The sequence below is a fragment of the Arthrobacter jiangjiafuii genome (assembly GCF_018622995.1).
Taxonomy (GTDB): domain Bacteria; phylum Actinomycetota; class Actinomycetes; order Actinomycetales; family Micrococcaceae; genus Arthrobacter_B; species Arthrobacter_B jiangjiafuii.
The window spans coordinates 1,618,150-1,639,687 of the sequence record NZ_CP076022.1 but is presented as its reverse complement, the minus strand read 5'-3'; the positions used below and the strand labels follow the sequence as shown (position 1 = coordinate 1,639,687).

Genomic DNA, 21,538 nt, shown 5'->3' with positions numbered 1-21,538 from the left:
CCGGCCGGCCCCTTTTGGGGTGCTGCCGCTTAGACCGAAGCGGCGATCTTCATGCCGTGCATGTTCACCAGCAGGTCGCGTGCGGACTCGACCTGGCGGCGCGTTTCGGCGTCGTCCCAGCCCAGCTGCGGAGCCAGCAGGCCGGCCATTTCGTTGAGCATGTCCTCGGTGACCAGGCCGCGGAATGCCAGCGAGGTGCGGCGGATCAGGACGTCGGCCAGACGCGTGATCTGCTCGTTTTCCACCATGTAGGTCAGTTCGCGGGTGCTCAGCTCAGCGGTGGAGGCCAGCGGCTGGTCCCCGCCCTGGGCCAGGAACGCCAGCACGTCGGTGGCCCGGGTGCCGTAGCGGGTCAGCAGCACGCGGACGCGGTCGCGGTCGGCAACCTCGTTGGCGGTGCGGTTCACCCAGAGGCGTTCCTCGGCCTCGGTGCGCGGGAAGTCCTTGCCGCCGCCGATGGCGAGGTCCGCCGTCGTCGTCTTGCGCGGCATGCCCAGCGCGGTCATCGCCTCGGAGGCGAGGGTCTCGGAGAGTGCACGGAAGGTGGTCCACTTGCCGCCGACCAGGGACAGCGTGGTGACGTTCTTGCCGCCGCGGTTGTCGGAGCGCTTTTCGATCCGGTAGTCACGGGACACGAAGCCGGGCTGCGTGTCATCGTGCTTGGGCAGCGGGCGGACGCCGGAGAACGTGTAGACGATGTGGTCGCGGCGCACGTCGATGCTCGGGAACACGTGGGCAACGAGTTCGAAGAAGTACTCGATCTCCTCGTCGGTGCAGACCGATGCCTCGCGGATGTCGGCGTCGATGTCAGTGGTGCCCACCAGGACGCGGTCACCCATCGGGTAGATCAGGACGATGCGGCCGTCGGTGTGCTCAAAGAACATTTCGCGGCCGGCGCAGGCCTCAAGCAGTTCCGGGTGGTCCAGGACGATGTGCGAGCCCTTGGTGCCACCCATGAAGGACGTGCGCTTGCCGAAGGAGTCGTTGGTCTCGTCGACCCAGGCGCCGGTGGCGTTGATGACGACGTCGGCCTCGAAGAGGAACTCTTCGCCGGTCAGTTCGTCGCGCAGCATCGTGCCGGCGTCAGTGGTGCCGACGGCGGAGACGTAGTTGCTGGCGCGGTTCTGCGGGTTGGCCTCGAGGCCGTCGCGCAGGACGTCCAGGGTGAGGCGCTCCGGGTTGTGCACGGATGCATCGAAGTACGTGGCGGTGTACTTGACGTCCGGACGCAGCTTCGGCAGTTCCTGCAGGGACTTCTTCTTGCCGACAAAGTTGTGCCTCGGGGCGACGCGGCCGCCGCGGGAGAAGAAGTCATACATCATCAGGCCGGCCTTGATCAGGACGGCGCCGCGCTCGGTGTGCTTGCCCTGCTTGTGCGTCAGGAAGCGCAGCGGTGCGGCAGTGATGCCCGAGAACGTGCTCGTGATGGGGATGGTGGTCTGCAGCGGCTTTACGTAGTGCGGGGCCAGGCGGAGCAGCGCATTGCGCTCGACGACGGACTCGTGCACGAGGCGGAACTCGCCGTTTTCCAGGTAGCGGATACCACCGTGGATCATGTGCGAGGAGGCGCCCGAGGCACCCTGGCAGTAATCCCCGCGCTCGACGAGGACAACGTCCACGCCCTGCAGCGACAGGTCACGGAAAGTACCTACACCGTTGATGCCGCCGCCAACGATCAGCACTGAGGCCCGGGGGCGGTCCTTCAGCTGCTGGACCACCGGGCGGGCGGCGGTTGTTCCCTCTGCGGGGTTCACGGAATTGTCCACGACTATCTCCAAACGCTTCTGTGGCGGCTTTGCCATATCACTCAATGTTCGGAGCCGCCGGCCCTGCGGATCGACCCGATGCACAAACGTGCACCCTGACATAATGGTTTCATGACCAACCCAGCCCTTTCGATGGACCTGTTGTGAACATTGGTGTCAGTTCCCGGACGGGGACGCAGGCCGGCGGGGCTCCGGCGGCAGCGGAACGGGAAGCCCGCAACCGGGATGCGCTGCGGGCGGCGCAGATGTACTACCTGCAGAACCTGACCATGGAGGCGATTGCCCGCGAGCTGCGGATTTCACGCTCCACCGTCTCCCGCCTGCTGTCCTACGCCCGCAGCACCGGACTCGTGGAGATCAGGATCAAGAGTGCTGCGGACCGGGCGCCGGCCCTGGAGAAGGAAATCAGTGCGCGGTTCGGCATCCATGCCAAGGTGGTTCCGGTTGCCGAGGGGGTCTCCCCCGCACAGACCCTGCAGCGGGTTGCCGTGCAGGCAGCCCACCTCATCGGCCCGCTGATCGACTCCGACGCGATAGTGGGGGTTGCCTGGGGTTCAACGCTGACCGCGGTCAGCCAGCACCTGTCGGTGAAGAACACCCACGACAGCACGATCGTGCAGATGAACGGGGCCGGGAACTTCCGGACCTCGGGCATCACCTATGCCAGTGAGATCCTCCAGCGCTTCGGAAATGCCTACGGCGCCCGCGTGGTGCAGTTCCCGGTGCCGGCCTTCTTCGACCACACCGAAACCAAGGAGGCGATGTGGCGCGAACGGCCGGTCAAGCGGGTGCTGGATCTGCAGGCCCGGATGAACACCGCCATCTTCGGCGTCGGCTCCATGGAGGCCGGCGTCCCCAGCCACGTCTACAACGGCGCCTACCTCGATGAAGAGGACCTCGAGGATCTGATGGCCGAGAAAGTGGTGGGCGACGTCGCCACCATGTTCTACCGGGCCGACGGGACCTGGGACGGCATCAGGCTTAACGACCGCAGCACCGGCCCGGACCTTGAGGTGCTGCGCCAGGTGCCCCGGCGGATCTGCGTGGCGTCCGGGGAGGCCAAGACCGCCAGCCTGCTTGGCGCGCTGCGGGCCGGCCTGGTGACGGACCTGATCCTGGATGAGAACTCGGCCCGGGGGCTGGCGGCGAAATAGTGCCCATCAGGCCGAGCCGGGGCTCCCCTCCAGCATCTTCACTGACCGGTTCCACAATCCCAGCGCCAGCGGCCCATCTGCTGCCTGGCGGTTGGTGCGGCCCACCCGGCGGCCCTGAAAGTACCTGCCGGTGGGATAGTCCGTTCCGGGCGTGCCCTCAGCCAGGTAGACCAGCGTCCGGGCCCCCTTTTCCGGAGTCCGGGCCAGGCGGCGCACCGGCGAGCGGTACAAGGCCCGAATGAAGGCACTCTGGGTGCTCAGGAAAGCCGACCCCACCAGCCCGGGATGGAACGCCGTCGCCGTTGCACCGTGCGAGCGGTAGCGCCGGTCAAACTCTCCGGTGAAGAGGATCTGCTCGAGTTTGCTGGTTGCGTAGGCCCGGAACGGCTTGTAGTCCCGGTACTGTTCCAGGTCCTCCAGGTCCACGTGGCCGAACCGGTTCGCTGAACTGGAGGTGCTGATGACAGTGCCTCGGGAGGCCAGGAGCCGGTCGGTGAGCAGACGGGTCAGCAGGAACGGCGCCAGATAGTTCACCTGGAACGTTTTTTCGTGCCCGTCACCGGTCATCTGCCGCTCCATTCCGAACATCGCGCCGGCATTGTTGGCTAGCACGTCGATGCGCGGATAACGCTGCAGGATTTCCGAGGCCAGGTTGCGGACGCTGTTAAGGTCGGCGAAATCGGCCAGGATGTACTCCCCGCCGGTGTCTTCCGCGACCGCTGCGGTTTTTTCCGGTGAACGGCCCACCACGACCACGCGGTGGCCGTCATCCGATAGCTGCCGCGCGGCGGCAGCGCCGATTCCGGCGGACGCTCCGGTGATCACGATGGTCTTCGAAGCCACGGTTTCCCCGCCTTTCGCTCACCCGTTGGCCCGCCTCCAGATGGACGCTTCCACTAGAGGAAGCACGGGCGCCTCAGGCTACCCGGGAAGCTGCGCCGGGGAACAGCCCCCGCCGGTTAGGCGGTGGGACGCCGCCGCCAGTAGGCCGCCATCAGGGCACCGGAGACGTTATGCCACACGGAGAAGACCGCCGCCGGAAGCGCGGCCTCGGGGGTGAAGTACTCCCGGGCCAGGCCTGCGGCCAGGCCGGAGTTCTGCATCCCCACCTCAACGGCCATGGTGCGCCGTGAGGGAATGGGCTGCCGGAAGGCCTTGGCGACGCCGTAGCCCAGCCCCAGGCCCAACCCGTTGTGCAGGACCACGGCCAGCAGGATCAGCCAGCCGGCGGTGAAGATGGCGGCCGAGCTGCCCGACACCACGGCAACGACCACAAAGGTGATGGCAATAACGGAGATCCACGGCAGCACCGGCAGTACCCGGTCCACCAGCTTGCGGATCAGGTACCGGATCACCAGGCCCAGCACCACGGGAATCAGCACAATCTGGACAATGGACATCGCCATGGAACCGGCGTCGACCTCCATGTACCTGCCGGCGAGCCACAGCGCCAGCAGCGGAGTGAAGATCGGTGCCAGCAGCGTGGACACCGAGGTCATGGCCACGGACAGGGCCACGTTGCCCTTGGCCAGGTAGGTCACGACGTTCGAAGCAGTGCCGCCCGGGGCGCAGCCCACCAGGATCACGCCGGCAGCGAGCTCCGGGCTGAGCTGCAGCGCCCAGGCCACAGCCACGCCCAGCAGCGGCATGATCACGTACTGCGCCACCACACCCAACAGCACCGGCAGCGGCTGGCGAACCACTAGGGCAAAGTCCGGCAGCGTCAGGGTCAGGCCCATGCCGAACATGATCACCATCAGCGCCGGATTGACGAAGGCGGACAGCCCGGTGAACGGCTGCGGGAAAAACAGCGCGACTGCTCCCCCGGCCAGGATGAGCAGTGGAAAAACGGTCACCGCAATGCGGGCACTGCGGTCTTCGGCGGTCAGGCTGCGCGGGGGCGAGCTGGGAAGTGAGTTCGACATGACCATATGCTGGCAGTCCAGACTGTGATTGGCGACTTATGACGCCGTGCGGCGGGGCGGGCACGGGAACCAGTCTTGGGGCAATCCTGCGCCCATGTTGCGGAAAAACAGCAGGTGACCCGGGCAAAATGTATGCATGCGGGGACAGCTGTGCCCGCATGCCTTTGGTCCGGTGCCGGGATTCCCGGAGCCGGCCCGAGGAGGGAGCCGATGGCCTGAGACCACCGAGGCTTCCTGTGACACCCCCCAACGAAGAAGGGCCCCGGCAATTGCCGCGGCCCTTCTCCGTTTGGGTCCTACTAGACGGAAGCTGCGTGCTTTCCGGCCGGCGCAGCGCTCTCGGTAGCGGCCTCGGTCCCGGCCTCGGCCGAAGCACCGGACGGCGCAGCAGTCTCGGTTGAAGCGTCATAGGCGCCGGAGATTTCTCCCGCCGGTTCCCCGGCCGGGTGCGGTTCGGTGCGCACCGGCTTGAACCGGTCGATGATCATCACCGTAACCAGGGACACGGCTCCCCAGATGCCCAGCGTCCGCATGTGGGTCCAGACGGTGTCGCCGTCGAAGTACAGAATCGACCGGATGGACTCCACGGCAGCCGGCATCGGCAGGATCTCATGCAGGAAGCGGAAAATCTCCGGTTCCATGTAGATCGACATGGCCGCGCCGGAGGCCGGCACGCCCAGGAACATCAGGATGCCGATGACCGGCAGGATGGCCAGCATGCCGATCAGCCGGTCGAAGACGGCGGTGAACATGGCCACGCAGAATACGGCCACGGTACCTGCTGCCAGGAGCGGCCAGAAGTGGCCGTCGATGGCGCCGACAAAGACATCGGCAATTACCCAGAGGAACGCGGAGATGCCCACGGCCCAGGCCAGGACAATCGGCACCAGCTTGCGCAGCGGCCGGCTGGCCGGGGCGGCTGTGGAGCCAACCACAATGATCATGAAGCCCGCCATGATCCAGCCCATGGCCAGGTACATGGTGGCCATGCCCATTGAATCGGAATCCTTCAGCGGAGCCAGGTTCTCGGTGGCCAGTTCCACCTGCTGGCCTGCCGCAACCTGGCCGAAGACGGACAGCACCACCTGCTGCGCGCTCATGCCTCCGGCTTCGTTAGTCAGCAGGGTGGAGGTGGGGTTCCCGGCGGACGGCAACACAAACGCTGCCACGACCGTGCGGTCCCGGACCTGCCCGCGTGCCTCGTCTGCCGAGTCCACGGCCCGCAGGTCAAAGAGCCCGGACATCTGTTCGTCCAGGCCGGACACTGCCTGCTCCGCCTGCTCTGCGGTGGCGCCGACGACGGCGACGGGCATGTCGCGCGGTTCGGGCTGGTGCATGGCACCGAGCATGAGCGAGAGCATCATGACCACCATGGTCAGCGGGAAGAAGGCCAGGGTCACGTAGCGCCAGGTACGGCTCTTCGGGCGCGGGCCGCCATGCAGCGAGGCCACGTTGATGGCAGGCGGGGCGGCGTTGGGCTTGCGGCGGCGCTTGCGGGCGTCGATGCCGAGTGTGAGAAGCAGCGCGGCGACGGCGCCGATGACCAGGACCAGCAGGTGGCTCCCGGCTCCGTTGCCATCAAAGTAGAGCACGGAACGCAGCGACTCGCCCGTGGCGGCCGCCGGCAGGAAGCCGTGCAGGTAGGGGTAGATCCACGGCATCGTATGCACCGACATGCTCATGTTGGATGCGGGAACACCCAGGACCATCAGGAACAGCATGCCCACCAGCACGGCCATGGGGCCCAGGATCCGGGTGAGGAACAGCTGGACGCTGCCGACGGCGAACACGGCGAGGGCGCAGATGCCCAGGACGGCGGCGGTGTGGCCCTCGACGATCCCCATGATGGGCCCGACGACGGTCCAGACCAGTGCGGCGATCAGCGCCGACCAGCCCGCCAGCAGCGGAACGAAGCGGCGGAACCTCAGCAGTTCCGGCGAGTTCGACAGGATCAGGCTCAGCGGCATGTAGCCGGCCAGCATCAGGGCCGTCGTCATGAACATGGCACCGAGGCCGGCCATGTCGCTGTCCGGCAGCGGCGCGAGGTCTTCGGTGGTCAGGGCCAGGCCCTGCGCGAGGACCTGCGGAGCCAACAGCGCGGTGACGCTGCTGGACTGGGAGGCACCTGCGGCACTGGCCGTGTAGACGGTGGCGCTGCCGGCGGACAGGGAAACGGCACCGGATGCTTCCCGGTCCAGAATCAGCTGCCGGGCTTCCTGCTCGGATTCCACGACCCGCACATCGACGGCATCCGGGTTTCCGGACTCCAGTCCGTCGGTGAACTGCTGCACCTGCGCGGTCGAGCCGGTGACGGCTATGGGCATGTCATGCGGGGTGGGGGCGTGCATGGCCGCAAGGTAGCCGCCGACCAGCATGGACACCATCATCAGCGGCATCAGGAACATCGCGACATAGCGCCCGATTTTTTCCGCCTTGGCCCGCTTCAGGGCTGCTGCTTCACGGTCAGGTGCGCCGGGGACGGCGGCGCTCGCCGCAGTTTCGCCTGGCGCTGTTGGAGCCTCGCCCGGCGGATAGTCGGTGGACGTGGGGGACGTGGGGCTCAAGGTCGTGCTCCTGTGCTGTGGATCGATGGGTGATGCGAGAGGCATGAACGCGACGGTCCAATGCGCGGCCGGTGAGACCAGCTCGTTAAAATTACGCCATGTGGCGTAAAATGGGTTAATCGACGCAACACAGCGGGGAAATGAGGGGAGGGTCCATGGGCCAGCACGGTGATCATGCGCGGGAAGTCCTACTGGATGCCGCCGAAGAGCTTTTTGCCACCAACGGCATCGACGCGGTCTCGAACCGGCGCATCGCGGAGCGGGCCGGCACAGCCAACCACTCCGCCGTCGCGTACCACTTCGGTGGACGCGACGAACTGCTCCATGCCCTCATTGGACGGCACGCTGCTGATACCGCCCTCCGCCGGGAGGCCTTGGTTTCCAACCTCGCCGACGACGCCGGGGTGCATGACCTGCTGGCCTGCCTGATTCTGCCGTGGGTCGAGCACCTGGCCTCCCTGCCGCTGCCCAGCTGGCGGGCACGGTTCGTCAACCAGATGCGGACGGTTCCCTCGATGCACGAGGTCCTCTCCCGCTCCGCCGTCGCCAATCCGCTCATCGAGACCCTGGTCGGGCGCATCGAAGCCGAGCTCGGCACCATCTCCCGGACGGCGCTCTACGGCCGGTCCTGGATCCTGGGCAGCATGGTCCTCGGAGTGTGCGCCGAGTATGAAGCGAGAGTCCAAGATGGCACCGAGCCGGCCAATTGGACCGGCGTCGGCTATTTCCTGATCGATTCCTGCGCCGGCATGCTCTCCGCCCCGGTCACCCATCCCGGCGATTTCATCTCCCGGCCCGCCCCGCTCTACCTGCCCTAGCTCACGCGGCGGCCGTTGCCATGGCGGCTCCACTGCTCCACCGGTTCAATGCCCAGCTCCGCCAGGTATTCCGCCCGCGTCCCGCCGCCCCAGCGCCCGGTCATAGATCACCGAGAAGATCATCGCCACGGCCACGGCGATCAGGATCAGGACCAGCATCCCGATGATGCCGCTCTGCACTCCGGCGCTGGCATCGGCATCGAAATAGAGGACCGCCCTGTTCGCCATGGTCATTTGGTAGAGCGGTTCGCCGGGGGCGATGAACCGGAAGAAGCCCGGCAGCGCCTCCAGCGGCACCACGCCGCTCGCGGCGGGCAGCCCCATGAACACCACATAGATCAGCGACAGGATCATTCCGGCGCTGCCCAGGACGGTGATCAGGGCAAAGGTCACGGCGGAAACCGTGACGATGGACAACCACGTGGTCAGGAAATACCAGCCGCCGTGCGGAATGGGCATGCCGACGGCGGCGGCCACCCACATCATGAGCCCGGCGGTGGGCAGGGCGGCCAGGACCACGATGCCCCATTTGATGAAATAGGTGCTCCACCGGGGCGGGTGCACCGGGCGGCCAAGGACAAACCGGGGGCCCAGTTCCACCGGCGCCACGCCTAGCCGTGAGTCCACCAGGAAGTGAATCGCCACCGAGCCGGCGACCCCGACGATCATCAACAGCACCGAATAGAAGAAGGCCCCCATGCCCAGGGCGCTGCCCTGCGGCGGTTCCTGATACGCGGTGGTGGTCACCTGGATCGGTTCCCGCAGCAGGTCCGCAGCGGTGCCGTCGATCTTCGGCTCCGCTTGTTGGGCCAGCTGGGGCGGCAGGGTGGTACCCAGACGGCGAAGCTCCGCCTGCAGCTGTGCCTGCGCCTGGGTCTGCGCTGTCTGCGCCGACTCGGTGAGCTGCTCCCCCAGGCTGGTGTTGGCCCGGTCCAGGGCGGTATCGACTGCGGAGGTCGCCAGGCTGCTGGCCAGCGGCCCGGCCAGCGGTGCGGTGTATGCAGTGATGGACGGCCGGGTGACGTCCTGCTGTGTGAGGGCGCCGCTCACCAGGCCCAGGGCGTCGGAGGAGAAGGATTCCGGGATGACGACGGCGGCGTGGATCTGCCCGTGGCGCATCTGGTCCTGCGCCTCGTCCCAGGACAGCACCCGCAGGTCGATCTCATCGTTCGCTGAGAATCCCTGCTGCATCTGGTCGCTGATGGTGGCGCCGAGGTTCTGCTGGCTGCCGTCGGGGGCCTGGGCGCCGCGGTCGGAGTTGACCACGGCGATCGGAAAATGGTTCAGGTTTCCGCCCGGATTGCCGAGTCCGCCAATGTACAGCGCGGATCCGGCTCCGCCGAGCAGCAGGAGCACCAGCAGCGGCAGCAGCCACATCCGGGGGGAACGGTAGGGGTGGGTTCTGCGGGTGTGGCGGGGTCCAGGATCGGCGGGGCCGGTGGGGCCGGTGGAGTTAGTGGAGTCAGTGGGATTGGTTTCAGCGGCATGGGCGGGCATTGGGCGTTACCTCCAGGGCCGGAATCGTCGCGCAGTGCGGTGTTTCGAGCCTAGTCGCGGGCCGGTCCGGCCGATACGGTCCGTCCCGGAATCTGGCGTTACGCACCCGGTGCCGGCAGGAGTTGACTTTGACGCAGCGTCAACTTCTAGGCTGGTGGTGTTGTGGAGCGCTCCTGCGGGAGGAACAGGACCGGTTACAGGCGCGGATCGGAGCGGTGCGCGCCACTCTGGAGGCTTTGGAAGGAGGGAAAGAAATCATGGCAGAACAAATGTTCAACGGTTTTGACCACACCCAATACCGGGAGGAGGTGGAACAGCGCTGGGGCCGGGAGGCCTACGCAGAATCGGACCAGTGGTGGCGCTCGCTGGATGAGGCGCAGAAGCGCGGATTCCAGGCCGAGCATGCCGCACTGCAGGATGCCTGGGATGCCGCGCAGCGGAGCGGGCTGCCCGCAGACAGTGCGGAGGCCCAGGAAATTGCCCGGCGTCATGCCGGCTGGATCACCGCCGGCTCGCGGCAGGCGCAGCCGGATCCGCAGATGCTGACCGGCCTGGCCGAGATGTACGTGGCCGATGACCGGTTTGCGGCCAACTACACCCGCGAGTTCGCGTCGGGGGCGCAGTACGTCCGGGATGCGTTGTGCACCTATGCGCGGTCCCTTGGCAGCTCGGACCAGCCGACAGGCTGATCCGGTGTGCCGGGCCCGGCCGGCCAGGGCCGGAACCCGCTGGAGGACGACGGCGGCAGGCGCCTTGCACGGCTTCAGGCAGCTAACTCTTGGGTTCCAGCACACGCAGCAGTGCGTCCAGGACCTGCACCTGGCCTTTGACCAGCTTGGTCCGGGCCACCGCCACGGGGAACCAGCCGGCGTCGTCGATCTCGGGGTACTCCCGTACCTTCCCGGAGCCCGGCGGCCATTCCAGGGAAAAGGTGTTGCTGTTGATCTGCTCCGGGGCGAAGCCGGACTCGGCTGCGAACACGATGATGGTCTTCTTTGATGACTGCCGGAAGCTGCCCAGCAGGAGGTAGTCCGCAGCCGGTGCCGGGGTACCCATCTCCTCGGCAAACTCGCGTTTGGCTGCGGCCAGCGGCTCCTCGCCGGAGAGGTACTCCCCTTTCGGCACGGACCAGGCATGCTCGTCCTTTCGGGCCCAGAACGGTCCGCCCATGTGCCCGATCCATACCTCGAGGCCGGCGGTCCCGGTAGCGGAGGTCTTCCGGTAGAGCAGGATTCCTGCACTGGAAATCATGCGTGCTCCTTCGTGCCGTCTAGGAAAAGCCGTGCGTGAGAATGGGCGGGACGCCGCCGGCCAGGAGTTCAAAGACCGACAGTTCGTGCGGCACCATCGGGGTGGGCAGGGAGTCCAGACGGAACCAGCGCAGCTCAGCGGCCTTTCCCGGTTCCATGATCCGCGGCTCGCCCTCCCACTCGGTGCAGGCAAAGAAGAAGTCGACCCGCTCATTGACCGGCAGGAACTCCCCCTGCCGGCGGTGCATGGCGGTCACCGGAACGACGGCGTCAGGGGCAACAGTGACGCCAAGTTCCTCCTTCGCTTCGCGCAGTGCCGCCTCGAGGGCGGACTCGCCCGCCTCCACATGGCCGGCAGCCGCCGTCGCCCAATGCTCGTCCATGTAGCCGGTCCCCCGCCGCAGCTGAAGCAGGACCTGTCCGCCGCGGCGGAAGATGAGGTAGCTGGCCGGGACTAGGGAAAATCGATCACTCAACGGGGCTCCAGCCTTCCACGGTTCACGGACGGTCCCCATCCTAGGGGACGCCCGCAGCCGGCTCCGGCCCGGTCCCGGGCCGGTACGCCTGCCCGGTCGCCACGCCAACGGGGCGTCCTCCCGCTGCCGGTTTATTCATGCAAGGATCGGCCTATGCCCCACCTGATGCTGCTCGACACCGCGTCCCTGTACTTCCGCGCCTTCTACGGCGTGCCCGACACCATCCGCCGCCCGGATGGCACTCCGGTCAACGCCGTCCGCGGCCTGCTGGACATGATTGCGCGGCTGACCGCCGATTATGAGGCGACGCATCTGGTGGCGTGCTGGGATGATGACTGGCGGCCGCAGTGGCGGGTGGACCTGCTGCCGACCTACAAGACGCACCGGGTGGCCGAGGTGGTGGTGGCCGGTCCCGACGTCGAAGTGGTGCCCGATCCGCTGGAAGCGCAGATCCCGATGATCCTCCGGACGCTGGAGCTGGCCGGCATCGCCGTCGTCGGCGCTCCGGAACACGAGGCCGACGACGTGATCGGCACCTACGCCAGCCACGCCGACCTGCCCGTGGACGTGGTGACGGGCGACCGGGACCTGTTCCAGCTGATCGACGACGACCGCGAGGTGCGCGTGATCTACACCGCGCGCGGGATGAAGAACCTCGATGTGCTGACCGAGGCGTCGATCGTCGAGAAGTACCGCGTGCTGCCCCAGCAGTATGCGGACTATGCGACCCTGCGCGGCGACGCGTCCGACGGCCTGCCCGGGGTCTCCGGCATTGGCGAGAAGACCGCGGCGTCGCTGCTCGGCGAATACGGCAGCCTCGAGTCCCTGCTCGCTGCGGCCTCGGATCCGGAGAGTCCGCTCTCGTCGCCGGTGCGGTCCAAGCTGGCCGCCGCAGCCGACTATCTGGAGGTGGCACCGACCGTGGTCCAGGTGGTCCGCGATCTGGACCTGCCCGGCCTCGGGCAGGTCGGGGCGGAGCTGCACCCGGTCACCGGTGATGCGCGTGCCGAATTGGAGGGGCTGGGCAAGGAGTGGAACCTGGGAGGCTCCGTGACGCGGCTGCTGGAGGCCTTTGACCGGCTGGGCTGAGGGGCCTGCTGTGATGCCTTGAGGACGAGTAATTTTCAAGCAGTCTTGTCGACTTGCTTCGCGCTACCATCGACCATGGATCGAAATGGTCACAGTCCTGTGTCGCCGCGTCCGGCCAGGCACCGATGCCTCAGCCGGAGCATGTGATGGCGTCGGCCGACCAATCGTCCGCCGGGCGGGGCACTACAGTCCTGTCACTCATTGCAACTGGGATCTCCATCGTTGCACTTGTGCTTTCAGGGCTCGACTGGGCCTATCCATTTTTTGGCCTGACGACGCCGGGGGATAAAAAGGCAAATGAATCTGCTGCTTCGAGCTACTTCCATGCAGCATATTCTGACTCTTCAGCACCTGAGGGAACCCCTGACTCGGGAGTGAGTAAGGCACTTACGCATGCGTCACCCGGATCTCCGGCGGAGCAATTCATACTCATCCTTCAAGGCATGTGGAGCGCGTACCCGGCAAGGGAAGTCGAATATTCCGACGACTCCTACAACATTGACGCTAATTCTGAACGTGTAAATCTTTGTGCAACAGACAATTCCTCAAACTGTCTCACCTATGCCAACTTCAACTTTGACGAATATCATAGGCTGATCGATTTTACGGTTAATGGCATCCCAGTCTCCCAGATTGTGACACCCGCTTCGAATGAGGATCAACTAGTGGGTCCCCTAAAAGTAAAATTTCTGGGAGGACATAAGTTGGCTTATGCAGACAGCTACAGATTTTCTGTAGAAGTCACCAACAACAGTGATGCAGATTTATCGATTAAGCCAGCGGCCACCTATGTGGGCAACCAGGATGATAAGCAAGATGTCAATATGGTCGGTCATACCCAACTACTCGTGGGACAGTCCACGCGTTTATACGTTGCCGCGAACGGCCAAAAGGGAGGCCAGCTGAAGATTAGTATTGAGAAGAGCGGCTCGGATCCCGCTATCCATACTATTCGAATCCCCTAGGCAATAGCCCACCTACCCGGGCGCAGAAGGCAGAAGAACCACTGTCAGCTTGAGCGGCCGCAGCGTTTGGAAGGTGGGGCTTCACCTCCCGCAAAACCGATCCGATTCTTCAGCCGTCCGCTGGGGTGTACATCTGCAGCCTGGGCGGGGCGGCAGCGGGTCCGAACCCAACTGCCTGGACCGCGCACGACTATCAACCAAAACACACAAGAATAGACCCCGGTCCGACGACTGGGTGTTACGTATGTCGCGGCTCAAGCGAACGTCATCCGCGGACACTGCCTCTGCTCGTCATACAAGGTGCCCGAAGTTGGTATCTGGGACTCGCGACATAGTTCACACATGAGTCGGGACATCGTTTACAGATGACACTTCACCGATGAGTTGCGACATGCTTCATACCGGCCCCGGTCCAGAATCGGCCGTGTCAAAGCAGAAGGTCATCGTCCTGTCCGTCACCGAGCAGGGCCTCAGCATCTCCGAGGCCGCCCGCCGCTACGGCGTGAGCCGCCGCTGGGTCCACGTCCTGATCCGCCGCTACCGGGACGGCGGCACAGCAGCCCTGGCACAGCGCTCCCGCCGCCCGCACAACAACGCACACCGCATCCCGCCCCCGACCGCTGACCGGATCAGGTCCCTGCGCCGGGACCTAACCGCAGCGGGCCTGGACGCCGGTCCCGTCACCATCGCCTGGCACCTCGCCAGGGAAGGCATCACCGCGCCCTCCACCTCAACGATCCGCCGGATCCTGCACGCCGCCGGTCTGATCACCCCAGCACCCAGAAAACGGCCCAAATCCTCACTTCACCGCTTCGAAGCCGCCCAACCGAACGAGACCTGGCAATCCGATTTCACCCACTGGCCGCTGGCCGACGGCACCGATACCGAGATCCTGAACTTCCTCGATGACCACTCCCGCTACCTGCTCGCCTGCACCGCATACCGGCCCGTCACCGGAACCGCCGTCAGCGAGACCTTCCTCAAAACCGCCAACCAGTACGGGCTGCCGGCCTCCACCCTGACCGACAACGGCCTGGTCTATACCTCCCGCTTCGCCGGCGGCAAAGGCGGCCGCAACAGCTTCGAGAACCTCCTGCACGCCCTGAAGATCACCCAGAAGAACGGATCCCCGGGCCACCCGCAAACCCAGGGAAAGATTGAACGCTTCCATCAAACCCTGAAGAAATGGCTCAGCGGCCAGCCGCGGGCAGAGACCCTGCAGGACCTCAACGCCCAGCTCGAAAAGTTCCGCCATATCTATAACCATGAACGTCCGCACCGCGCGCTGGACCGGAAAACACCCGTCCAGGCCTACAACGCCACCGTCAAAGCGGTACCGCTGACAGCCCGGCAGGGAGGTCATTGGCGGGTCCGCGTGGACCGCATCGACATGACCGGGAAGGTCTCACTGCGCTACGCAGGCAGACTGCGACATATCGGGCTGGGACGGGCCTACGCCGGCAAACACATCCTCATGCTCATCCACGAACAGGACATCGTCATCACCGAAACAGCCACCGGAGAGATCCTGCGCGAACTGACCCTGGACCCCTCACGCGATTACCAACCCAGACAAAAGAAAACACCCCGGTCCGAAGACCGGGGTGTTACCTATGTCGCGACTCATCCGTGAACGATGTCTCGACTCATCACAAAAGTGCCCGAAGTGGGACTCGAACCCACACACCTCTCGATACTGCATTTTGAGTGCAGCGCGTCTGCCAATTCCGCCATTCGGGCCTGCCCTGCGGTGTGAATCACAAGTTCACAATCCGTGTTGGGCGCGAATCTACTCTACATGCGGATAGGCTATTTCTGTGAACTGTCAGTTCGCACACGGCAGTCCAACCGCATCTGAGGAGCACCTGTGTCTGAGTCAACTGAGTCCGCCCCGTCCAACGCACCGGCGCGGCGCGTCATCGTCGCCGAGGATGAGACGCTCATCCGTCTCGACATCGTGGAAATCCTCACCGGAGAGGGATACGACGTCGTCGGCGAGGCGGACAACGGCGAGAAGGCCGTTGCCCTGGCCATCGAGCTGAAGCCCGACCTCGTCCTGATGGACGTCAAGATGCCCGTCATGGACGGCATCACCGCAGCCGAGCAGATCGTCAAGGCACGGATTGCGCCCGTGGTCCTGCTGACCGCCTTCAGCCAGAAGGAACTGGTGGAGCGCGCCCGCGAAGCCGGCGCCATGGCCTACGTGGTCAAGCCCTTCACACCCGCCGACCTGATCCCGGCCATCGAAATTGCACTGTCCCGCCACGAGGAAATCAAGGCCCTCGAAGAAGAGGTCAGCGACCTCAAGGAGCAGTTCGCCACCCGCAAGCTGGTGGAGCGCGCCAAATCCCTGCTGACCACGAAGATGGGCCTCACCGAGCCCGAGGCCTTCCGCTGGATCCAGAAGACCTCCATGGACCGCCGCCTGAGCATGCGCGAAGTCGCCGAGACCATCATCAACCAGGTCAACTAGGCTCTTCGCCCGGAGCGCTGCAGCTCCGGAAGCACAACGCAAGATACCGCAAAGGCCCTGCCCGACGACGTCGGCCGGGGCCTTTGCGCGTTATACGGAAGCGGCGCGGGGTTGGGTCCGAAACGTGACCGGGCCGGCCTGCCGCCTGCAGATTTCCCGGTTTTGAAAGCCCGGGACCCGCCCCGGCTTATGCGGCGCCGGACGCGACGCCTATATTTAGGGCACCTCTTGCAGGAGAAAATGAACTATGTGCGTCTCCCCCGCCGGCCTGCTTCATCCGCCGCCACTCATGGGCCGCGAACTATCCCGGCCACGGCTGGTACCTGCCACCGGCACCGGAACCACCGAGGTATGGTCCGCTGCAGGCACGGGCAAAACAACGCTCCTGGCCATGTGGGCATCCGAGCTGGCGTCCGCTGGCGAAACCACTGCTTGGATCAGCCTTCCCGCGGTCGGCGGACCCGCCCCCTTGCTCGCCGCACTAACCCGGATCCTGCCGGGTCCTGACGGCCGGCGGCTGACGGTACTCATCGACGACATCCACTGCCTGGACACCGCCGCAGACGGCGGCCGGTGGCTGGCCGCCCTGATTGCTTCCCGGCCGTGGAATGTCCGTTTTGTCCTCGCCGGACGCCATCCGCCCCAACTCCCCTACAACGACGGCGCCCGGTCCCGGCCCGCTCCCCCGGCAGCGGATTCACCGTCCGGCGGCGCGACGCTCACGTACGGCACGCAGGAACTGGCCTTCACGACGGCGGAAACAGCCGCTTTTCTGGGCGCCCGCGGCATTCATCTCATCCAGCAGGACCTGGACATCGTCCAGGCTCTCACCGGAGGCTGGGCTGCTGCCCTCACGCTGCTGCCGGGGATGTATCTGGGGTACGATTCCCACCGGCCAACCCCTGCCAACCGGGACCGGGACTACGGTTCGCCACCCGGCAGCCTGTTCGAGCTGCTCACGCCCAAAGAGCAGGAAATCCTGCATGAGCTGCCGCAGTACCAAACCGTGCAGAGCATCGCCGCGAGGCAACAGCTCAGCCCCAATACCGTGAAGACCCATATCAGGTCGCTCTACCAGAAACTCGGCGTTACCAGCCGAGCTGCGGCTGTCTCCAAGGCCATCGATAATGGCCTTTTGTAGGGACGCACGGTGCCCCGCCGTCCTGCGGTGAACCTTTAGGCGGGAACCACCCTGCGCTTGATCGTTTCGAATTCGTCCGGAGTGATGGCTCCCTGGTCCAGGAGATTCTTGGCCTTGGAAATTTCGTCGCTGGGGCTTCCCCCGGCAACCCGGCGAATGTATGCCTCGGTGGATTCCCTGCTCGCCTCGGCGCTTTCCTGCGCCCGCTCATTCATTCCCTTGCCGCGGGCAATGAGATACACGAGGACGGTAAGGACGGGAAAGAACAGCAGGAAGATCAGCCAGACAGCCTTCCCCCAGCCGCTCATCCCGCGGTCCCGGAAGAGGTCGCTGATCACCGCGAACAATGCCATCAGGTAGGCAAAGAAAACCGTGGCGGCAAATACCCACCAGATAATGCTCCAAAAGTCGTCCCAGAATTCCATGGAGGCCTCCTGCTTTCATCGGTTGGCGCGGCGCTCAAACGAGCATCTCCTGCCAGGCCACAGCCTCCCCCAGCGCCGGCACATGACAGACGGAATTCCACGCAGCTACCACTCAATTATGAATTCCGGCTGGTCCCGGGCACCTCACCCTCAAAGGGTGAGATGGGACGCCGGCGGCGCCGGCCGCCTCCCAGACCCCTCCGGTCCAGGCGGTTTTGGGGTGGGAAGTTAGGTTCCTTAAGATCGGGGCCCGAGTCTCCCCTGGGTTTGAAATCAGGGTTATATCCAGAAAGTTTGATATGAGTGGATGGAAACGGATAACAAAAAGGGAAAAAGCTGCCCGGCCGGATGATCCGGCCGGGCAGCTTCATGTCGCGAGGACTGTGGTGCGCAGGTTCAGCGCACCGGAAAAACCCGGTTTAGATGGGTTTGGCCTTGCCCTTGTTGGCGCTCTTGATCGGCCACGGGCCAACCTTCTCCTTGACCCGCATCTGCCCCTCAAGGCGCTGGCCGGCGTCGGCGATATCCCCCACCTTGTGGACCTTGATGGAGTTGGTGGATCCGGCCTGTCCGGGAGGCGAACCGGCGGCGATGACCACCAGGTCGTCCAGCTCCACGAGGTCGTTCTCGAACAGGGTGCGGTCCACCTGGGCGGTCATCTGGTCGGTGTTCTCCGCGAACTCGACCAGCATCGGCTGGATTCCCCAGAAGAGGCTCATGTAGCGGTAGGTCTGCTCCACCGGGGTGAAGGCCAGGACCGGCTTCTTCGGGCGCAGGCGGGAAAGCCGGCGGGCGGAGTCGCCGGACTGGGTGAAGGTACAGACGAACTTCGCATCCAGCTGGTCGGCAATTTCCACGGCTGCACGGGTAATGGCGCCGCCGCGGGTGCGCGGCTTGGAGCCCAGGGCCGGCACGCGGTTCAGGCCGTGCTCTTCGGTGGACTCGATGATCCGGGCCATGGTGGTCACGGTTTCGATCGGGTACTTACCCACTGAGGTTTCGCCCGAGAGCATCACGGCGTCGGCACCATCAAGGACGGCGTTGGCGCAGTCGGAAGCCTCGGCGCGGGTGGGGCGCGGGCTTTCGATCATGGATTCCAGGACCTGGGTGGCCACGATGACCGGCTTCGCCCAGCGGCGGGCCAGCTCAATGGCGTTCTTCTGGACCAGGGGGACGTCTTCCAGCGGCAGTTCGACGCCGAGATCGCCGCGGGCAACCATGATCGCGTCAAACGCGTCGATGATTTCCTCGATGGCTGCAACGGCCTGCGGCTTCTCGATCTTGGCGATGACCGGCACGCGGCGGCCTTCCTCGTCCATGATCTCGTGGACGCGGCGGACGTCGACGGCATTGCGGACGAAGGACAGGGCAACCATGTCCACGCCGGTGCGGATCGCCCAGCGGAGGTCGGCCTCGTCTTTGTCGCTCATGGCGGGAACGCTCACGGCAACGCCCGGGAGGTTCAGGCCCTTGTTGTTGGACACGGCGCCGGGAACCGTTACTTCCGTGACAACCTTGACGTCGTCCACGGCGGTGCAGCGAACGGCAACCTTTCCGTCGTCAATGAGCAGGGTGTCCCCCACGTTGACGTCGTTCGGCAGGCCGGTGTGCGTGGTGGAGACAATGTCCTTGGTGCCGGGCACGTCCTCAATGGTGATCGTGAAGACGTCACCCTTGTTCAGGAAATGCGGACCGTCCATGAAACGGCCCAGGCGGATCTTGGGGCCCTGCAGGTCGGCGAAGATGCCGACGGGCTTGCCAAGTTCCTCGGAAGCACGGCGCACGTTGTCGTAGACCGACTTGTGCACATCGTGATCGCCGTGGCTCATGTTCATGCGGGCCACGTCCACGCCTGCGCGCAGAACCGCGAGGGTGTTTTCATAGCTGTTGATTGCGGGGCCAAAAGTGGCCACAATTTTTGCGCGTCTCATATACTCCAGCCTAGTCGCCCTGCCTCGATTGCGCATGGAGACGGGCCGCAGCATCCGACTATGAAGGAGACTACGGCCCGTGTTTTTTCTCTCACACGGCTTCTGCCAGCACACAGTGGGTCTGGCCGTAGACGGTGAACATGCACTTGTTGCAGTGGATACAGAGCCCGGGCTTGGTCGAGTCTTCAGCCAGCCGGTTGATCAGGTCCGGCTCGCGCAGCAGCGCCCGGCCCATGGCGGCGAACTCGAATCCCTCTGCCATGGCGGTCTCCAAATGGGCCATGTTGTTGATCCCGCCCAGCAGGATCAACTTGGCATTGCGCACGACAGGCCGGAATTGCCGGGCGGCCTCAAGCATGTACAGGTCGTAGTACGGGTACTCCCCCAGGATCTTTTTGCCGAGGACCTTCACTCCGGTCTTGAATGGTTCCTTCATGACCGCTGCCATTCCGTCCACCGGAACGTCACCGCGGAAGAGGAACATCTGCTTCTTCACGGAAGAACCCATGGTCAGCTCTATGGCGTCCAGCACGTTGTCCGAGTCCAGCAACTGCGCCGACTGCAGCGATTCGTCGAGCCAGATACTGCCCTTGATGCCGTCATCCATGCTCATCTTCGCCATCACGGCGACCCTGTCCCCGACAGCATTCTTCACCGCCCCGGCGATCTCCCGGGCAAACCGGGTGCGGTTCTCAATACTGCCTCCATACTCGTCCCTGCGCTTGTTCATCCAAGGGCTCATGAATGAGCTGGGCAGGTACAGATGCCCGAAGTGGAGCTCGACGGCATCGAACCCGGCGTCGGCGGCGATGATCGCTGCGTCACGGAACTGGTCGACGACGTCGCGCATCTGACTCCGGCTGATCTCCTTGCAGAGCTGGAACGAGGTGGGGTTGACGAAGGTACTCGGCGAGAGTGCGGCGACGCCGGTGACGGCACGGCTGGCTACGACGCCGGCGTGGCCCAGCTGGGCCGAAATGGCTGCACCCTCAGCATGCACCGCATCCGTGAGGCGCAGCAGTCCCGGAACGGCCTCGGCGGACATGATGATCTGCCCCGGCGCGCTTCGGCCTTCCTGGCCGACGGCGCAGTACGCGACGGTGGTCATACCCACCCCGCCCCGGGCAAAGCCAACATGGAAATCGATCAGGTCCTGGGTAACAAGCCCGTCGGGCGACCGGCCTTCGGACGTTGCTGCCTTGATGATGCGGTTGCGCAGCTGGACGGGTCCGATGCTTGCCGGCGACAGCGGCGAGGGAACGGGCGGACGGGTACCAAGAGTGATATCAACAGGCATGCGAAGACTCCTTGTAGGCTGGGAAGCCGGATCCCGCAGACAGCCTCATTGCCACTGCGGGGTAAAAGTGACACCCAGTTTCAGAAACTCTAGCTCTCCGATCGTCAGGATCAACCGTGCCCAAGACCGTGTCGTGCCCTAGCCGTCCGCCCGCGGGGCTGCGGGAACGCAAGAAGGCACAGGTTCAGGCGCTTCTGGTGGACACGGCCCAACGGCTATTCGCGGAACAGGGCTTTGCCGCAGTGACCGTGGATCAGATCGTGGACGCGGCCGGTGTTTCGCGCAGCACCTTCTTCCGCTACTTCGACACCAAGGATGCCGCCCTCTTCCACAACTCGCGGCTGGCGTTGGACGGGATGCTGGACGATTTCCACGCCCGCTGCACAGACGGCGGGCCCTGGGACGCACTGCGCCGGGCGCTGCTGCAGGCCGCGGCGGATTTCGAGTCCCGGCGGACATATTTCCGGATGCTGCACCACCTCATGTCCGAGGACCGCGGCCTGCGGGCCAGCTCCGCCGAACACGCCGATTCCATGCTGGCCGAAGTCACCGCCCACTATCTCTCGCACACGGGAGACACAGACCCGCTGACGGCACGGGTGCAGGTGGCGGTCACCTGGGCGGCCTCAGCCGTCGCCATGGATCTTTGGATGGGCGATGACACGGCCGGTCTGCAGGCGCTGACAGCCCGGGCCCTCGAAGCCCTCGATGAGGGGAACCGGGGCCGGGAAACCGGGCACTGCTGACCGGGGCGGGGGCGCCTGGTC

At 65.2% G+C, this 21,538-nt stretch carries 19 protein-coding genes and 1 tRNA gene; 9 read left to right on the top strand and 11 right to left on the bottom strand.

Features of this window, described 5'->3' with window-relative positions; translation table 11 throughout:
• Positions 1 to 29 precede the first annotated feature (29 nt).
• Complete coding sequence (locus KKR91_RS07715) at positions 30 to 1,802, bottom strand: glycerol-3-phosphate dehydrogenase/oxidase (protein WP_210228384.1); 1,773 nt, start codon at positions 1,800 to 1,802, stop codon at positions 30 to 32.
• A gap of 209 nt (positions 1,803 to 2,011) precedes the next feature.
• Here KKR91_RS07715 and KKR91_RS07710 point away from each other — a divergent pair, with 209 nt between their 5' ends.
• Positions 2,012 to 2,920, top strand: a complete 909-nt coding sequence (locus KKR91_RS07710; RefSeq protein WP_210229682.1) for a sugar-binding transcriptional regulator — start codon at positions 2,012 to 2,014, stop codon at positions 2,918 to 2,920.
• Positions 2,921 to 2,926: 6 nt separating this feature from the next.
• Here the strand turns inward: KKR91_RS07710 and KKR91_RS07705 are convergent, their stop codons facing one another.
• From KKR91_RS07705 to KKR91_RS07695, 3 genes are all read right to left on the bottom strand, one after another.
• Positions 2,927 to 3,763, bottom strand: coding sequence for an SDR family NAD(P)-dependent oxidoreductase (locus KKR91_RS07705; protein WP_210228382.1), 837 nt, complete (start codon positions 3,761 to 3,763; stop codon positions 2,927 to 2,929).
• Positions 3,764 to 3,879: 116 nt separating this feature from the next.
• Positions 3,880 to 4,845 carry a bile acid:sodium symporter family protein gene (locus tag KKR91_RS07700; RefSeq protein ID WP_210228380.1) on the bottom strand — a complete coding sequence of 322 codons (966 nt, stop codon included), beginning with the start codon at positions 4,843 to 4,845 and terminating at the stop codon, positions 3,880 to 3,882.
• A gap of 299 nt (positions 4,846 to 5,144) precedes the next feature.
• On the bottom strand, positions 5,145 to 7,409 hold the full coding sequence (locus KKR91_RS07695; protein WP_210228378.1) for an ABC transporter permease: 2,265 nt from the start codon (positions 7,407 to 7,409) through the stop codon (positions 5,145 to 5,147).
• A gap of 155 nt (positions 7,410 to 7,564) precedes the next feature.
• On the opposite strand from KKR91_RS07695, the gene KKR91_RS07690 reads away from it, so the two are divergent.
• The gene (locus tag KKR91_RS07690; RefSeq protein ID WP_210228376.1) at positions 7,565 to 8,227 is read left to right on the top strand and encodes a TetR/AcrR family transcriptional regulator; all 663 of its coding nucleotides are present in this window, start codon (positions 7,565 to 7,567) and stop codon (positions 8,225 to 8,227) included.
• A 45-nt stretch (positions 8,228 to 8,272) separates the two neighbouring features.
• Here the strand turns inward: KKR91_RS07690 and KKR91_RS07685 are convergent, their stop codons facing one another.
• Positions 8,273 to 9,724: an ABC transporter permease gene (locus tag KKR91_RS07685; RefSeq protein ID WP_210228374.1), complete on the bottom strand. Its 1,452-nt coding sequence runs from the start codon at positions 9,722 to 9,724 to the stop codon at positions 8,273 to 8,275.
• Between the two features lie 257 nt (positions 9,725 to 9,981).
• Between KKR91_RS07685 and KKR91_RS07680 the strand changes: the two genes are divergently transcribed.
• Entirely contained in the window at positions 9,982 to 10,413 is a 432-nt protein-coding gene (locus KKR91_RS07680) for a TipAS antibiotic-recognition domain-containing protein (protein ID WP_210228373.1), read from the top strand.
• An 82-nt stretch (positions 10,414 to 10,495) separates the two neighbouring features.
• On the opposite strand, the gene KKR91_RS07675 is transcribed toward KKR91_RS07680, so the two are convergent.
• Both KKR91_RS07675 and KKR91_RS07670 read right to left on the bottom strand, forming a co-directional pair.
• Positions 10,496 to 10,975, bottom strand: a complete 480-nt coding sequence (locus KKR91_RS07675) for an NUDIX hydrolase (protein WP_210228371.1) — start codon at positions 10,973 to 10,975, stop codon at positions 10,496 to 10,498.
• 19 nt (positions 10,976 to 10,994) lie between these two features.
• Positions 10,995 to 11,450 (bottom strand): NUDIX hydrolase, encoded by a 456-nt coding sequence (locus KKR91_RS07670; RefSeq protein WP_237687537.1) that lies wholly within the window; start codon positions 11,448 to 11,450, stop codon positions 10,995 to 10,997.
• 153 nt (positions 11,451 to 11,603) lie between these two features.
• On the opposite strand from KKR91_RS07670, the gene KKR91_RS07665 reads away from it, so the two are divergent.
• The 3 genes from KKR91_RS07665 to KKR91_RS07655 all read left to right on the top strand — a co-directional run bounded on the left by KKR91_RS07665 (position 11,604) and on the right by KKR91_RS07655 (position 15,137).
• The gene (locus tag KKR91_RS07665) at positions 11,604 to 12,539 is read left to right on the top strand and encodes a 5'-3' exonuclease (RefSeq protein WP_210228366.1); all 936 of its coding nucleotides are present in this window, start codon (positions 11,604 to 11,606) and stop codon (positions 12,537 to 12,539) included.
• A gap of 146 nt (positions 12,540 to 12,685) precedes the next feature.
• Positions 12,686 to 13,504, top strand: coding sequence for a hypothetical protein (locus KKR91_RS07660; protein ID WP_210228364.1), 819 nt, complete (start codon positions 12,686 to 12,688; stop codon positions 13,502 to 13,504).
• A gap of 424 nt (positions 13,505 to 13,928) precedes the next feature.
• Positions 13,929 to 15,137 (top strand): IS481 family transposase, encoded by a 1,209-nt coding sequence (locus tag KKR91_RS07655; protein WP_420481427.1) that lies wholly within the window; start codon positions 13,929 to 13,931, stop codon positions 15,135 to 15,137.
• A gap of 25 nt (positions 15,138 to 15,162) precedes the next feature.
• Here KKR91_RS07655 and KKR91_RS07650 read toward each other — a convergent pair.
• Positions 15,163 to 15,244: transfer RNA gene (locus KKR91_RS07650), tRNA-Leu, on the bottom strand.
• 127 nt (positions 15,245 to 15,371) lie between these two features.
• Here KKR91_RS07650 and KKR91_RS07645 point away from each other — a divergent pair.
• Both KKR91_RS07645 and KKR91_RS07640 read left to right on the top strand, forming a co-directional pair.
• Positions 15,372 to 15,977, top strand: a complete 606-nt coding sequence (locus tag KKR91_RS07645) for an ANTAR domain-containing response regulator (protein ID WP_210231090.1) — start codon at positions 15,372 to 15,374, stop codon at positions 15,975 to 15,977.
• Positions 15,978 to 16,224: 247 nt separating this feature from the next.
• Entirely contained in the window at positions 16,225 to 17,118 is an 894-nt protein-coding gene (locus KKR91_RS07640; RefSeq protein WP_210231089.1) for a helix-turn-helix transcriptional regulator, read from the top strand.
• 35 nt (positions 17,119 to 17,153) lie between these two features.
• Here the strand turns inward: KKR91_RS07640 and KKR91_RS07635 are convergent, their stop codons facing one another.
• The 3 genes from KKR91_RS07635 to KKR91_RS07625 form a co-directional block, all read right to left on the bottom strand.
• Positions 17,154 to 17,543, bottom strand: coding sequence for an SHOCT domain-containing protein (locus KKR91_RS07635; protein ID WP_210231088.1), 390 nt, complete (start codon positions 17,541 to 17,543; stop codon positions 17,154 to 17,156).
• A 419-nt stretch (positions 17,544 to 17,962) separates the two neighbouring features.
• Positions 17,963 to 19,474 carry a pyruvate kinase gene (gene pyk / locus KKR91_RS07630; protein WP_210231087.1) on the bottom strand — a complete coding sequence of 504 codons (1,512 nt, stop codon included), beginning with the start codon at positions 19,472 to 19,474 and terminating at the stop codon, positions 17,963 to 17,965.
• Positions 19,475 to 19,565: 91 nt separating this feature from the next.
• Positions 19,566 to 20,771 (bottom strand): NADH:flavin oxidoreductase, encoded by a 1,206-nt coding sequence (locus KKR91_RS07625; protein WP_210231086.1) that lies wholly within the window; start codon positions 20,769 to 20,771, stop codon positions 19,566 to 19,568.
• Between the two features lie 116 nt (positions 20,772 to 20,887).
• Between KKR91_RS07625 and KKR91_RS07620 the strand changes: the two genes are divergently transcribed.
• The gene (locus tag KKR91_RS07620) at positions 20,888 to 21,517 is read left to right on the top strand and encodes a TetR family transcriptional regulator (protein ID WP_210231085.1); all 630 of its coding nucleotides are present in this window, start codon (positions 20,888 to 20,890) and stop codon (positions 21,515 to 21,517) included.
• Positions 21,518 to 21,538: the final 21 nt, after the last annotated feature.